The organism is Pseudarthrobacter sp. NamE5 (assembly GCF_005796225.1).
Taxonomy (GTDB): domain Bacteria; phylum Actinomycetota; class Actinomycetes; order Actinomycetales; family Micrococcaceae; genus Arthrobacter.
In genome coordinates, this window is the sequence record NZ_VAHO01000011.1 from 34,543 (window position 1) to 47,268 (window position 12,726).

Annotated in this window: 13 protein-coding genes and 1 pseudogene; 7 read left to right on the top strand and 7 right to left on the bottom strand. The window is 63.4% G+C overall.

What is annotated here, in order from left to right; all coding sequences use genetic code 11:
* The first annotated feature begins 47 nt into the window (after positions 1-47).
* Positions 48-440 (top strand): DUF1622 domain-containing protein, encoded by a 393-nt coding sequence (locus tag FDW84_RS13570; RefSeq protein WP_138610065.1) that lies wholly within the window; start codon positions 48-50, stop codon positions 438-440.
* Between the two features lie 106 nt (positions 441-546).
* Positions 547-1,260: a YqjF family protein gene (locus tag FDW84_RS13575; RefSeq protein WP_138610138.1), complete on the top strand. Its 714-nt coding sequence runs from the start codon at positions 547-549 to the stop codon at positions 1,258-1,260.
* Here the strand turns inward: FDW84_RS13575 and FDW84_RS13580 are convergent.
* Positions 1,257-1,577, bottom strand: coding sequence for a hypothetical protein (locus FDW84_RS13580; protein ID WP_138610066.1), 321 nt, complete (start codon positions 1,575-1,577; stop codon positions 1,257-1,259). The two genes, FDW84_RS13575 and FDW84_RS13580, sit on opposite strands and share 4 nt — an antisense overlap.
* Positions 1,578-1,695: 118 nt before the next feature.
* On the opposite strand from FDW84_RS13580, the gene FDW84_RS13585 reads away from it, so the two are divergent.
* Positions 1,696-2,493, top strand: coding sequence for a ZIP family metal transporter (locus FDW84_RS13585; protein ID WP_138610067.1), 798 nt, complete (start codon positions 1,696-1,698; stop codon positions 2,491-2,493).
* Positions 2,494-2,509: 16 nt separating this feature from the next.
* Here the strand turns inward: FDW84_RS13585 and FDW84_RS13590 are convergent, their stop codons facing one another.
* Positions 2,510-4,990, bottom strand: a complete 2,481-nt coding sequence (locus FDW84_RS13590) for a Tex family protein (RefSeq protein ID WP_138610068.1) — start codon at positions 4,988-4,990, stop codon at positions 2,510-2,512.
* 123 nt (positions 4,991-5,113) lie between these two features.
* On the opposite strand from FDW84_RS13590, the gene FDW84_RS13595 reads away from it, so the two are divergent.
* The gene (locus FDW84_RS13595) at positions 5,114-5,410 is read left to right on the top strand and encodes a hypothetical protein (RefSeq protein WP_240721514.1); all 297 of its coding nucleotides are present in this window, start codon (positions 5,114-5,116) and stop codon (positions 5,408-5,410) included.
* A gap of 233 nt (positions 5,411-5,643) precedes the next feature.
* Here FDW84_RS13595 and FDW84_RS13600 read toward each other — a convergent pair whose 3' ends face one another.
* From FDW84_RS13600 to FDW84_RS13615, 4 genes are all read right to left on the bottom strand, one after another.
* A complete protein-coding gene (locus tag FDW84_RS13600; protein ID WP_138610070.1) occupies positions 5,644-6,714 on the bottom strand; it encodes an alkene reductase in 1,071 nt (356 codons plus the stop codon).
* 120 nt (positions 6,715-6,834) lie between these two features.
* A complete protein-coding gene (locus FDW84_RS13605) occupies positions 6,835-7,572 on the bottom strand; it encodes a PKD domain-containing protein (RefSeq protein WP_240721515.1) in 738 nt (245 codons plus the stop codon).
* A 188-nt stretch (positions 7,573-7,760) separates the two neighbouring features.
* Positions 7,761-8,441: a DUF6318 family protein gene (locus tag FDW84_RS13610; RefSeq protein WP_240721516.1), complete on the bottom strand. Its 681-nt coding sequence runs from the start codon at positions 8,439-8,441 to the stop codon at positions 7,761-7,763.
* 207 nt (positions 8,442-8,648) lie between these two features.
* Positions 8,649-10,376 carry a purine-cytosine permease family protein gene (locus FDW84_RS13615; RefSeq protein WP_138610071.1) on the bottom strand — a complete coding sequence of 576 codons (1,728 nt, stop codon included), beginning with the start codon at positions 10,374-10,376 and terminating at the stop codon, positions 8,649-8,651.
* 327 nt (positions 10,377-10,703) lie between these two features.
* On the opposite strand from FDW84_RS13615, the pseudogene FDW84_RS13620 reads away from it, so the two are divergent.
* From FDW84_RS13620 to FDW84_RS13630, 3 genes and pseudogenes are all read left to right on the top strand, one after another.
* Positions 10,704-10,856: pseudogene (locus FDW84_RS13620) on the top strand (biotin synthase BioB); the annotation flags it as partial.
* Between the two features lie 72 nt (positions 10,857-10,928).
* Complete coding sequence (locus FDW84_RS13625) at positions 10,929-11,357, top strand: very short patch repair endonuclease (RefSeq protein WP_138610072.1); 429 nt, start codon at positions 10,929-10,931, stop codon at positions 11,355-11,357.
* Between the two features lie 182 nt (positions 11,358-11,539).
* Entirely contained in the window at positions 11,540-11,950 is a 411-nt protein-coding gene (locus FDW84_RS13630; protein WP_138610073.1) for an Hpt domain-containing protein, read from the top strand.
* Here FDW84_RS13630 and FDW84_RS13635 read toward each other — a convergent pair.
* Complete coding sequence (locus tag FDW84_RS13635; RefSeq protein WP_171046781.1) at positions 11,923-12,693, bottom strand: response regulator transcription factor; 771 nt, start codon at positions 12,691-12,693, stop codon at positions 11,923-11,925. The two genes, FDW84_RS13630 and FDW84_RS13635, sit on opposite strands and share 28 nt — an antisense overlap.
* Positions 12,694-12,726 lie beyond the last annotated feature (33 nt).

A 12,726-nucleotide genomic window follows, 5' to 3' on the forward strand; every position in this document is an offset into this window, starting at 1 on the left:
TTAGGCTGGCCGTTTGGACCTCCACTCTCCCGGGGAAGGCATAAAACATGGATTTTCGGCACATCATTGAAACGGTCGGAGAATTTGTTGACTTTGTGGGGGTCGCCGTCATGGTCATCGGCGCCCTCGTCTCCATTCCCCTGGCCCTTCGCGGACACCAGCCACGCAAGCTTCCCGCCGGCGCGGAGAAGCTGACCCTCTACCGCTCCTACCGGCAGTTGCTGGGCAGGTCGATACTCCTGGGTCTTGAATTGCTGGTCGCCGCCGACATCATCCGCACCGTTGCCGTCACGCCGACGTTCGAAAGCGTCGGGGTTCTGGCCATCATCGTGCTTATCCGGACGTTCCTCAGCTTTTCCCTCGAGCTCGAAATTACCGGGCGCTGGCCGTGGCAGAAGGAAACTCCCCAGTCCGGGTCTGCCGTGGCGGCAGCCGACTGAATGGGAGGTCCTCCATTAGGCTTCATACGTGGAGGCCTCACAGGGAGATAAGCACCAGCAGGCAGCAGCCATCTGGCCTGATCCGCCTGAACTGCCGGCGCCCGCCATGTTCGACCAGCGCTGGACCGACGCCATCTTCCTGCACTGGCGCATCGCGGAAAATCTAGCGGCGGGTTTCCTGCCGCCCGGAGTACAGCCCGACGTCTTCGACGGCAGTTCGTGGGTGGGACTTATAGGTTTCCGCATGAAGAATGCCGGAATTGGGCGCGGCCCAGGAATCCCTTACCTGGGCCGCTTCCACGAGGTCAACGTGCGCCTCTACTCACGCGAACCCAACGGAACCAGGGGCGTGGTTTTCCTCAGCTTGGACGCGAACCGGCTCCCCGTCGTCCTGGCCGCCCGGGCAGCAGAAGTTCCCTACGTGTGGTCGCGGATCGACTATTCCCAGCAGCCCATGCCGGACTCTGCAAAGGATGAAACGATCGGCTACTCGGTCAGGCGTTTCAGACAGGGAGCAAGGAGCAGCTTCGCCGTCATTCCCCAGTCGGGTGCCACAGTCGACGACCCGCTCTCGGTCTTCCTCACGGCGCGGTTTGGAATGCACGGGACATTCAGGGGACGCAGCATCTACATGCCAAACACCCATCAACCGTGGCTGCTGCGCTCCGCCAAGCTGCACCAGTTGGAGGATGATCTGGTGGCGTCCGCGGGGATCAGCGCCAGCGGGCCGCCTGAATCGGTGCTGTACTCGCCCGGAGTGCGGACCCAGTTCGGACGGCCAAGACTGGTCAGCAGCCCCGGCCGTCAGCTGGCCACTTAGGCGTCCTGCCAGCCACGGCCTTCGCTGAACGTAGCCACCAGGGTTCCCACTCCTGCTTGCAGTGAATTGGAAGGGTCAAAGTAGAGGGAACCCTCCGATGCGCGGCTGTGGGCGATCAGCTGCTCCGCTTCCAGCTTTGCTTCCGGCACCGTGGCGCCGATGATTCCCGTCCGCGCCGGAAGTTCGGGCGTGTGGACGATCTCCGCGTCAGTTTCGGAAAGCGGAATGGTGGTGCCTGCATTGATCTCATCATGGGGAAACTCAAACTCAGCATCGTCGGACGCAGCGGGAATCGTGTACTCCAGGAAATAAGTCATGAGCCCACCCTTCCAGAAACCCATGGAAGCGGAAAGTTGGCCCCGAAAAACCGGTAGACGCCACGGGCTGCGAAAACAGCGTATTCCCACGTCAACCCGCCGCTCCTATACTTGCGGGATGATGATGTCGCTCTGGTTTGGCGTCATAGCATCCAGCGCACTGGTCCTGGGTGCCATCATCGGCGTCCGGTTCGAACTTCCCAAGCGCCTTCTGGCGATGCTGCTCGCCTTTGCAGCCGGTTCCCTCATGACCGCCCTGGCTTTTGAACTTTTCGAGGACGCCTACGAACACGGCGGTATTATTCGGGCCGCAATCGGCCTGATGGCCGGAGCAGTAGTCTTCACAGTACTCAGCGCCTTTTTGGACCGGTGGGCACAGGCAGGCGAGCAAAAGCAGGCTAAAGCAGCGGATGACTTCCAGGGCAGCGCCAAGCTCGATACCGATGCAGCGGCCAGCGACAAACGCGCCACCACGGCATCTACACGCGGAGCCGCCGGGCTGGCCTTGCTGGCCGCCGTCACCCTTGACGGCGTGCCCGAGAATCTTGCCCTGGGTATCTCGTTGGGCGAAGGAACAGGAGGTCTGGCACTGCTTGCTGCGATCTTCGTCTCGAACTTCCCGGAGGCTTTGGTGGGATCGGCTTCAATGCGGAGCCAAGGACGTTCAACAGGCAGCATTGTTGGACTCTGGCTCGGATGCGCGGCCCTGCTGGTCATCGCCGTCGTCATCGGCGCAGGGCCGCTGTCCGGCACCGACCCGGAAGCCATCTCTGTACCGCTCGCATTTGCAGCCGGTGCCGTGATCGCATCCCTGGCGGACACCCTGATGCCGGAAGCCTACGAGCACGGCGGCCCCGCCGTGGCACTCAGCACTGCGGGAGGATTCGTCCTGGCGTTTGTGCTCTCGCTCGCCTGAGCCCTCCGCCGCCAGACTACTTACCCAAGCCGGCCTTCCGTAACGCCTCCGCCATGGCCGTGTTCACAGGAGCCGGCTTTGCACCAGGACTCCGGTCCGCCGGACGGCCACCCGAAGTCCTACCTCCCGTTGTCTTCGCCTCCTGGCGTCCGGACGGTTCCTGGCTCCTGCCCCGCTCCCTGTCGCCGTTCTGCGGCCGGCCACCAGGCCGGCCCTTGCTGGCACCGGCTCCCACATTCCCCGCTGACGGCCGGGCGGAGGACCTGGCGGAGGGCCCCTCGGAGGCATCGTCGTCGAGCCGAAGCGTCAGCGAAATCCGCTTCCGGTCCGGGTCCGCCTCCAGCACCTTGACGCGCACCACCTGGCCTGACTTCACCACTTCCCGGGGATCGGAGACGAACCGGTTTGCCATGGCCGAGACGTGGACCAAACCATCCTGGTGGACGCCCACGTCCACAAACGCACCGAAGGCGGCAACGTTGGTCACCGTACCCTCCAGCACCATCCCGGGTTTGAGGTCCGAGATCTTCTCAATTCCCTCAGAAAACGCTGCCGCTACAAACGCCGGACGCGGGTCCCGGCCCGGTTTGTCGAGTTCCGACAAAATGTCCGTGACGGTGGGCAGCCCGAAGGTCTCATTCACGAAGTCACGCGGGTCCAGCGAGGAAGCGGGCGCCGAACCGGCAGCAACCAGGATCTTCCGGGCCATGGCGTAGGACTCGGGGTGGACACTCGACGCATCCAGCGGCTCCGCTCCCCCGGTGATCCGGAGGAAGCCGGCGCACTGCTCAAAAGCCTTGGCGCCAAGCCGGGGCACCTTCTTCAGGTCCGCCCGCCTGGCAAAGGGGCCATGTTCGTTTCGGTACGCCACAATGTTTTCGCTCAGCAAGGGTCCGACGCCGGCCACACGGCTGAGCAGCGCGGGCGAGGCGGTGTTCACATCCACGCCCACCGCGTTCACGCAGTCCTCCACCACCGCGTCCAGGCTGCGGTCCAGTTTCGAGGCCGTGACGTCATGCTGGTACTGGCCCACGCCAATGGACTTCGGATCGATCTTCACCAGCTCAGCGAGCGGGTCCTGCAGCCGCCGGGCGATCGACACTGCTCCGCGCAGGGCAACGTCCATTCCGGGCAGTTCGGCGGCAGCCAGGGCGGAAGCGGAGTACACGGACGCCCCGGCCTCGGAAACGACCAGCTTCTGCGGCTTGCGGTCCACCTCCGGCAGCCGCTTGATCAGCTCAGCGGCGAGCTTGTCCGTCTCCCGTGAAGCGGTTCCGTTTCCTATGGCGACAAGTTCGACGGCGTGCTTCCGCGCCAGGCGCTCCAGCGTCGCCAGCGCCTCGTCCCATTTCCGGGCGGGCGCGTGCGGGTAGACAGTATCGGTGGCCATCACCTTGCCGGTGCCGTCCACCACTGCCACTTTGACGCCGGTACGGAGTCCAGGGTCAAGGCCGAGTGTGGCACGGTTTCCGGCCGGAGCGGCGAGCAGCACATCACGCAGGTTGGCTGCAAAGACGCGGACGGCCTCGTCCTCGGCGGCCGCAAACATCCTGCCGCGCAGGTCGGCCGTCAGCCTGGCCAACACGCGGGACCGCCATGCCAGCCGGACCGTCTCCATCAACCATGCATCAGCGGGACGTCCGCGGTCGGCAGCCCCGAGACACCTGGCCACCGCCGACTCGTAGCGTGAACGGGCGGCGGCAAGGGCGTCGTCGTCCGTGGGATCTGCTTCAGCCAGATCGAGCTCGAGGACGCCGTCCTTCTCCCCGCGCAGCAGCGCGAGCACACGGTGGGAAGGCATCCCTGCCGGCGCCTGGGCGAACTCAAAGTAGTCAGCGAACTTCTGTCCGTCGCCTTCCTTTCCCTTTTTCACACGTGACACCATGCGGCCCTGGGTCCACAGTCGCTCGCGCAGGGTTGTTGCCAGATCGGGGTCCTGGGCAGCGCGCTCAACCAGGATGGCCCGTGCGCCCGCGAGCGCGGCGGCTGGATCAGCGATGGCGTGCCCGGAGTTGAGGTACTTCGCGGCTTCACGTTCCGGATGCAGCTCCGGCCGCTTAAGCAAGGCATCGGCCAATGGCTCAAGCCCGGCTTCGCGTGCGATCTGCGCCTTGGTCCGGCGCTTGGACTTGAAGGGCAGGTAAATGTCCTCCAGCCGGGACTTGGTGTCCGCGGCGAGGACAGCCTTTTTCAGCTCGGGAGTCAGCAGGCCCTGCGCCTCGATGGCGTCGAGGACAGCACGACGGCGGTCGGCCAGCTCCCGGAGGTAGCGGAGGCGCTCGTCGAGCTCACGGAGCTGCCCATCGTCCAGCGTCCCGGTGGCTTCCTTGCGGTAGCGGGCGATAAAAGGAACGGTGGATCCGCCGTCGAGCAGTTCAACGGCTGCTTTCACCTGCCAGGCCTTGACGCCCAGCTCCGCAGCGATCTGCGTATAGATGGCATCGTCCGGGCTCACGGAAACGGATGGAGCGGAAGGGGCGTGCGGCAGTTGGTTCACCAGAACATTTTGCCCTACCGCGTTGCCCGGCTCCACCGCCGGCAAGGGTATTCCGCTCCGGCCGGCAAAGTGCTGTAGTTGAGATGCCGTCACAGGCGCCCAGTGCTCGAGGAAGAGGCAACCATGCAGGAATTGCTTATCGTCTTTCAGGAGGGGTTCGAGGAAGCCAACATTACCGTGACGGTCAACGGCAAGCAGGCCCGGCGGGACCTCGGGGTGTCCACAAACCCGATTCTCGGCATTGCCAACGAGGTGTCGGTGGAGCTGCCGGCAAAGGGCGCACACGTGGGCGTGGAGGTGACTAACCGGGGCCTGAAGGCAATCACCAAGGTGAGCGGCAAGCCGAAGAGCGTGCTGGTATCAATTGTGGACGGCAAGCTGGTGATGACGGAAGGAACCGGGCGTGAGGCGTTGATGTAGCGGCCTGGCAGGCAGAAAAAAGTGGCGCCGCAAAGGCCTAGTGAAAGGCAATTCGCTGGAGTAGCATCTGATCACCGCCGGCTTCCCCGAGAACCGGCGGGCCAAATTTCAGAACGTGAGCTGAAGGTCGTCGGATGGCCTTCGGCACCTGTTGCCGAGATGACACCGCGCAGCAAACGACGGCGGCACCCAAGCAGGTGCCGCCGTCGTCGTTTGTATGTGCTTACGCTGCCTTAGTTCTGGTAGGCGGGGTAGTCCGTGTAGCCCGTGGCGCCTTCGGCATAGAACGTGGACGCGTCCGGCTCGTTCAGGGGAAGGCTTTCCTTCCAGCGCCGGGCGAGGTCCGGGTTGGCGATGGCGGGACGGCCCACTACGACGGCGTCGGCAAGTCCATCGGCCACGAGGTTCACAGCTTCTTCCCGGGTGGTGACGACGCCGAAGCCCGTGTTAACCAGGAAGGTCCCGTCGAAGCGCGCGCGAAGGTCTTGGACCAGATCGCCGGAGGGCTCGTGGTGCAGGATGCTCAGGTACGCCAGATTGAGCGGGGCGATGCTGTTCACCAGTACTTCGTAGGTGGCGCGGACGTCAGCGGCATCGGTTTCGGCGATGCCCTGGACATTGTGTTCGGGAGAGATGCGGATACCTACGCGGTTGGCGCCAACTGCTGCCACCACTGCGTTGATTGTCTCGATGACAAACCGGGCGCGGTTCTCCGGGGAGCCGCCGTAGCTGTCGGTGCGGATGTTGGAGTTTGGTGCCAGGAACTCATGCAGCAGGTACCCGTTGGCCGCATGGAGTTCGACGCCGTCGAAGCCGGCTTCGATCGCGTTCAGCGACCCGTTGACAATCTCCTGCATGACCATGGGCAGCTCGTCTGTGGTGAGGGCGTGCGGGACCGGGTAGGGCAGCTTTCCTGACGGAGTACGGACCACGCCGTCGATGGCGACCGCGCTGGGAGCCACCAGCTCGAGGCCGCCGGTGATTTGGGGGTGCGATACCCGGCCGCCGTGCATGATCTGTGCGAACATCCGCCCGCCTTCGGCGTGAACAGCGTCGGTGACCTTCTTCCACCCGGCCACCTGCTCCACGGTGACGATGCCCGGCTGGCCGGGGTAGGAGCGGCCGGCAGGGCTGGGGTACGTTCCTTCGCTGACGATGAGTCCCAGGGATGCACGCTGGCGGTAATGCTCGACGACGAGGGGTCCCGGGATTCCTTCCTCGCCTGCACGTAGCCTCGTCAGCGGTGCCATCACCAGGCGGTTCGGAAGCTCAAGTTCGCCGAGGGTGAGGGGGGAAAACAGCATGCGCGGTTCCTTTCGAAGGTGAAGACGTACTGCCTTGGGCAACCGGCAATCACCTGCAACTATTCCTGTTGCGATAGGGATCACAACCGCTTCCTGGCGTCCCTGTTGCCGGTGCCCCAGCTACCGTGGGGCGCCCGGACAGCCTTGGCCTTGGGTGTTGGCGTTGCAGTCATCAGCGTAGTTGCGCGTGAGCGATCGCCACACGCTGATGGTCTGCGGAGGCGCGCTGAACTGTCCCTGCCCGGGGATCGGCAGCGGCGGGCCTGCGTTGACCGAGTACGTTCCCTGGAAGGTGGTGGTCAGCACCACCTGGTAGTCACCGGTGGTTCCGTAGGCGTGGCTGGTCCTGGTCTTCTCGCCCCAGCGGTCCTGCGGAAGCGGCCCACCCATCGAGGGCTGCGGACCGAAAACCGTGCCGTCGCCGTAGTTCCAGGTGTACTGGACAGGTGTGGCGACGATGTGTACCTGTTGGCCGAACATGGTGACGTCGAACTGCTGCTCGCCGGCCTCGGCGTAAAAGTTGGTTTCGGCACCCCTCAGGGTGTGCGGGCTCGGCTGCGCCGCAACCGTTCCCGGGTTGACCGGCAGACTTTGGAACTGGCGCTGGATCTCCGCCGCGATTCGGGGCAGCAGGTCCTCAGGCTTCGCGTCATAAAGGCAGGTGGGGCCGGAGTGGTGCGCCCAGACAGCGCCGGGGACACCTCTCGGCCGCGAGAGCCAAGTGACTGGGATACCATCTTCACCGTCGGGCCCGTCCTTGCACTCGAGCTGCCTGGTGAGACAGGGCGTATCGAAGTCTCCCCCGCCGAGATGGCACTGGAGCTCGTATTTGTACTCATTCGGGTCGGTGCTCGGCATGCTGGGATCAGCTCTAATGAAATCCTTTGCTACTGAATCCCAGATGTATCCATTGAGTTGGAGTCCAGGATTCCATTCGCCACCGAATTCCGGGTCATCATTTTCGCTCGCCAGTACCGGAAAAGCTTGCAAATTTAACGCCACGGCTGCTGCAAGGATGATAGTGAGCAGGCGTTTGTTATCCACAGTTAGCCAACAATGCTTCCGAGTTCGGTGACGACCCATCTGTCGTTCTCGTAAGCAACCAAAAGTAGGTTCCCTTGGTCGGGCGCCTGCGGATCCGTCCGTGCCGTGCTCCCATCGGCTCGCATATAAGACAAAGGCTCTTGGTGAACTTGAACCGCAACTTTGTACTGGCCTTGCTGGTCCTTCACGAAGGTCGTATCTACAACCGGTGTCGTGAGCTTACCGCCTACCAGCCAGCGCCCTTCAGAATGCCAATTTACAATGACTTCTTTGACCTTTTGGCAAGCGCCGCATGACCGCGGCTCAACACCCTCAAACAGACCGACCTCACCAGTTTCGTATCCATAGCTGAGGAGCTGGAACCAATACTTCGCGAACGCCTCAAGCCCCTCCTTCGTCTCCGTCTTTGCCACTTCCGGCAGCACGGGGACCGGGACGTTTTGGGCGGGGCCGGATGCGTCCGCCGGCTTGTAAACAGCGCTGGGTGTCGGCGTCGGTGAAGGGCTGCTTGGCGACGGGCTGGGTGATTCCGCAGCCGCCGAGGATGCTGTACCTGGATCTGCCGGTGCGCCGCCTGCACAGCCCGCAAGTGCCAGTCCCGCAAGAATCAGCAGGGCTGCCGCCCGGTAAGGCCGGTCAGAAAAACGCTCGCGAGAAAAACTAGAGACCTTTTGTGATGTCATGGGCCGCTATTCCCCCAGTAGTAGTTTCAAGACGGCAAGCTCCGGACAGTGACTTAAGGGTAGCCCACGTCACAACTTGGCGATCAAACTTATCCACAGCCGCCCCGCCACGCATGTACCACCGGGGAAACTCAAAGAAAAAGCCATAAGGGAAGCCGGCGCTCCTATTGCCCCGGCTTCCCCTATGACCCGCTGATAAGGGTGCATTCACTTTTGCGCCGGCAACACCAATTCCCCCGTCTTGTCCGTCGACAAGGCGAGCGACGAGACATACTGCGGGCCGCCGTCGGGAGCGTCCTTTGCCGAACGGAGCATGTCCGGACGCTCGAACTCAATCCCGGTCACATGGCACAGGAGCTTGGCGTCGCTGGGGTTTCCGTCGGCGTCGAACATCGGAAGGTCGATGCCGTCGTCCGTCCGCCGCAGGTAGTACCGGCCGCGGGTCAGCACGGCGAGCAGCGGCGGAAGGACCAACGCCAGGCCCACAGCAAAGATCGGCGAGTACGGCTGGATGGTAGACCCAAAGGCACCGAAGAAAACCGCGATGGAAATCCCAGCGGAAGCGAGCATCGAGACAAAGCCCACCGGGTTAACCGCGTACAGCATGCCGCGGCGGAACTCGGGAACCTTGGGGGAAATTTTCAGCAGGTACTTGTTGATGGCGATGTCGGACGCGACCGTCACCACCCAGGCCATGGCGCAGTTGGCGTAAAAGCCCAGGATGGTGTTGAGGAAGTCGAACATGTTGGCTTCCATCAGGACCAGGGCGATGGCCAGGTTGACCACCACGAACACCATGCGTCCCGGATAGGTCTTGGTGATGCGCGTGAACGAGTTGGTCCACGCGAGCGAGCCGGAGTAGGCGTTGGTGACGTTGATCTTGATCTGCGAAATGACCACCAGCACCACCGCCAGCGTCATCGCCAGCCACGCGGGCATCATCTCGCGGTAGACACCCAGGAACTGGTGCACCGGCTCGTTGGCAGTGGCGGAAGCCGCAGGATCCAGCGTCGCAATCAGGTAGATGGCAATGAACAGACCCACGATCTGCTTGATCGCACCAAAGATCACCCACCCCGGTCCCGCCAGGATCACCGCCCGCCACCACGCACCCTTGTTCGCCTCGGTTCGCGGCGGCATGAACCGCAGGTAGTCGATCTGCTCCGCAATCTGCGCCATCAGGGACAGGCACACTCCCGCAGCGAGCATCACGGATGCGAGGTTGGGCCCGCCGTCGCCCGATTCCCCCGTGTAGGCGAAAAAGGTGCTGATGCTCTCGGGGTGCGAAACCAGCAGGTAACCCACCGGGACCACCATCAGCAGCAGCCACAGCGGGGTGGTCCAAACCTGCAGTTTGGCGAGGGTGTTCATCCCGTAGATCACCAGCGGAATGATGATCACGGTGGAGGCGGCGTAGCCCAGCCACTGCGGGATTCCCAGGCCGACTTCAAGGCCCTGGGCCATGATGGAGCCTTCCAGGGCGAAGAAGATGAACGTGAACGTCGCAAAGATGACGTTCGTGACCACCGAGCCGTAGTAGCCGAAGCCTGAGCCGCGGGTGATCAGGTCCAGATCGATGTTGTACCGGGCCGCGTAGTAGGCCAGCGGGAAGCCGGTGGCGAAGATGATGACTGCCGCCACGAGGATGCCGAAGATGGCGTTGACGGTGCCGTAGGAGATGCCGATGTTGGCACCGATGGAAAAATCGGCCAGGTAGGCGATGCCGCCCAGCGCGCTGGTGGCCACCACGCCGGCGCTCCACTTCCGGTACGAGCGCGGCGCAAACCGGAGCGTGTAATCCTCCAGGCTTTCCTTGGTGGCGCTAAGCGCTGCGGCGTTGCCCGCACTGGTGGCCGCCGGAGGGTTTCCGACGACGGCGGCGCCTGGCGGTGCCGCTGGCTCCAGCAGTTGGGTTGTCTCGTTGTCCTTGCTCATAGGGCGTCACTTTCATTTCTGAGGGATCTGCTGTGACGCTATCCAGCAAGATCGACACGCCGGTCACGACGATGTTTCGAAGGCGTTAAGCCTTGACTGCATATGTAAACAAATGCGGCATCAGCGCATTGTTGCCCTTCTACAAAAAGTCATTCCTCCATGCAATGGCGGTCAAAAGGACATATCAGCCACAAAAAAAGGACGGCCATGGCAGGACAGCAGGAGCTTCAGCAGTACCCCGTCCTCGAGACAGCCCAGCGCCAGGTGCTGGAGCAAGGGGCTGGCCTCTCAGAAGCCAGTTGGTGGAGGTCCTCCGCCTGCCTGATCATCAAGTTCGCCATCGACCGCATTAATAAAAAGGTCGACATCAACATCGCCCGCTCTCTGGGCATGCTCACCCAGCGGCAGGTGGACCAACTGGCCAGCTCGGGAGTCCACCGCTACAACCACAACCTGGAAACGGCGTGCAGCTTCTTCCCGCGTCAGCGGCCGGCACTTCCAGTGCGGGCAGCAGCCGGAACGGGCCATCTAGCGCCCTCCTAGACTGGAGGCATGGCGGACAAGCTCACCCCGGAGCAGCGCAGCTGGAACATGTCCCGCATCCGGGGCAAGAACACCAAGCCCGAGTTGCTGGTGCGGCGGCTGCTTCATGCCAGGGGCTACCGGTACCGCCTGCACGGCAGGTCCGGCGGTACCCGGCTCCCGGGAAATCCGGATCTGGTCTTCGCCGCCCGCCGCAAGGTCATCTTCGTCAACGGCTGCTTCTGGCATTTCCACGACTGCCGTGTTGGCCAGCATGCGCCTCAGGCCAACGCCGACTTTTGGGCCGCTAAACGAACCCGGACCCGTGAACGCGACGCCAGCCAGCGCCGCCTGCTCGAGGACGCCGGTTGGGACGTGCTGACGGTATGGGAATGCGAGCTTAAGGACAGCTCTGCGTTGGAAGATGAGCTGGTGCAGTTCCTGGAGGCCGGCCACTGACGTGCTCACGGCACCGACGCGCATCATCCGGCAGCAGCGAAACCCGCAGTCTCATCAAGAAAACCACAATCTTCCTCTCCGGGCCTCTTTGAGCAAGGGCATCGCACCTAACCTGATGTGAACCTGATGCCCCACATAACTGTCCGTCCAGCTATGGACAGCCAGCGCCGAGAGGACCGAGATTGAGCGCCGCAGATCATGCCCCCCGGCCCCTGGTTGACCAGTCAGTCCTCAACAGGCTGCGGGAAGAACTGGAGGAGGACGAGGGGTACTGCCGGCTCTTCGTGGGGAACTTCATCGAATATCTGCCGCACCGGATCGGGCGCCTGCGCCTGGCGCTGACCACCGGAGACCTGGAGGGCGCAGTGGATGCTGTCCTGAGCCTGAAAACCTCCAGCCAGATGGTGGGCGCCGAACGCCTGGCCAGCCTCGCCATGGACTTGGAGGGCGAGATCCGTACCGGGTCCGGGCGGGCAAACGTAACCGTTGTCCTGCCGCAGCTTGCTGCCGAGTTCCTCCGGCCGATCCACCAGTGCAGCCGGCAGACCATGCACCGCCTGCAGTCTCAGTGCTCTTCCGGCGCCAAACGGTAGCCCACTCCGCGGACAGTCTGGAGCCAGCGCGGCTTCTGAGGCGAGTCGCCCAGCTTCTTGCGCAGGTTTCCCATGTGCACCTCGACGGACCGTTCGTCGGCCTCGCTGATGTAGCTTCCGACGTCGTAGTCCTCGTCCCGCAGCCGGCGCACCAGGTCCGATTTGGTCCGTACGGTCCGCCCGGCCTCAAGGAGGGCGTGCAGGAGCTCGAACTCCGTGCGGGTGAGGTTCATTTCCTTGCCGTCAACAGCCACGGTCCGGGAGGCGTAGCTCAACTCGAGGCCGTTGTGGCTGAAGTTTCCCCGTTCGGGAGAGCTGGCTCCCCCGTCCGCGTGGGTGTCTGCGGCCGGGACCTCGGTGGGATCACTGACGGAACGCGGACGGCGCATCATTGCGGCGATCCGGGCCCGGAGCTCCCGGGGCCTGAAGGGTTTGGTGAGGTAGTCGTCCGCCCCTGACTCCAGACCGATCAGGGTGTCCAGTTCCTCGGTACGCGCGGTGAGCATCACGATGTAGGCGTCGGAGAATTCGCGGATCTGTCGGGAAACCTCAAAGCCGTCAATGTCCGGCAGGCCAAGGTCCAGGGTGATGACATCAGGGTTGATGTTCTTGGCGGCCAGGACGCCTTCCGCGCCGCTGCTGGCAACGCTGACATCGAAACCGGCCTGGGACAGCACCGTGCGTACCAGTTCCCGGATGTCGTGGTCATCCTCAATGACAAGTCCCACTCGTGCATCACTCATAGCGCCCCCTCAGCAGCCAACGTCAGAAGTATA

What these genes read in the sequence shown, in the direction of transcription:
- FDW84_RS13605 (WP_240721515.1), bottom strand. Translation starts at nt 7,572, where the DNA reads ATGCCGAGCACCGACCCGAATGAGTACAAATACGAGCTCCAGTGCCAT.
- FDW84_RS13610 (WP_240721516.1), bottom strand. Translation starts at nt 8,441, where the DNA reads ATGACATCACAAAAGGTCTCTAGTTTTTCTCGCGAGCGTTTTTCTGAC.
- FDW84_RS13635 (WP_171046781.1), bottom strand. Translation starts at nt 12,693, where the DNA reads ATGAGTGATGCACGAGTGGGACTTGTCATTGAGGATGACCACGACATC.
- FDW84_RS13585 (WP_138610067.1), top strand. Translation starts at nt 1,696, where the DNA reads ATGATGATGTCGCTCTGGTTTGGCGTCATAGCATCCAGCGCACTGGTC.
- FDW84_RS13570 (WP_138610065.1), top strand. Translation starts at nt 48, where the DNA reads ATGGATTTTCGGCACATCATTGAAACGGTCGGAGAATTTGTTGACTTT.
- FDW84_RS13600 (WP_138610070.1), bottom strand. Translation starts at nt 6,714, where the DNA reads ATGCTGTTTTCCCCCCTCACCCTCGGCGAACTTGAGCTTCCGAACCGC.
- FDW84_RS13575 (WP_138610138.1), top strand. Translation starts at nt 547, where the DNA reads ATGTTCGACCAGCGCTGGACCGACGCCATCTTCCTGCACTGGCGCATC.
- FDW84_RS13595 (WP_240721514.1), top strand. Translation starts at nt 5,114, where the DNA reads ATGCAGGAATTGCTTATCGTCTTTCAGGAGGGGTTCGAGGAAGCCAAC.
- FDW84_RS13580 (WP_138610066.1), bottom strand. Translation starts at nt 1,577, where the DNA reads ATGACTTATTTCCTGGAGTACACGATTCCCGCTGCGTCCGACGATGCT.
- FDW84_RS13625 (WP_138610072.1), top strand. Translation starts at nt 10,929, where the DNA reads ATGGCGGACAAGCTCACCCCGGAGCAGCGCAGCTGGAACATGTCCCGC.
- FDW84_RS13615 (WP_138610071.1), bottom strand. Translation starts at nt 10,376, where the DNA reads ATGAGCAAGGACAACGAGACAACCCAACTGCTGGAGCCAGCGGCACCG.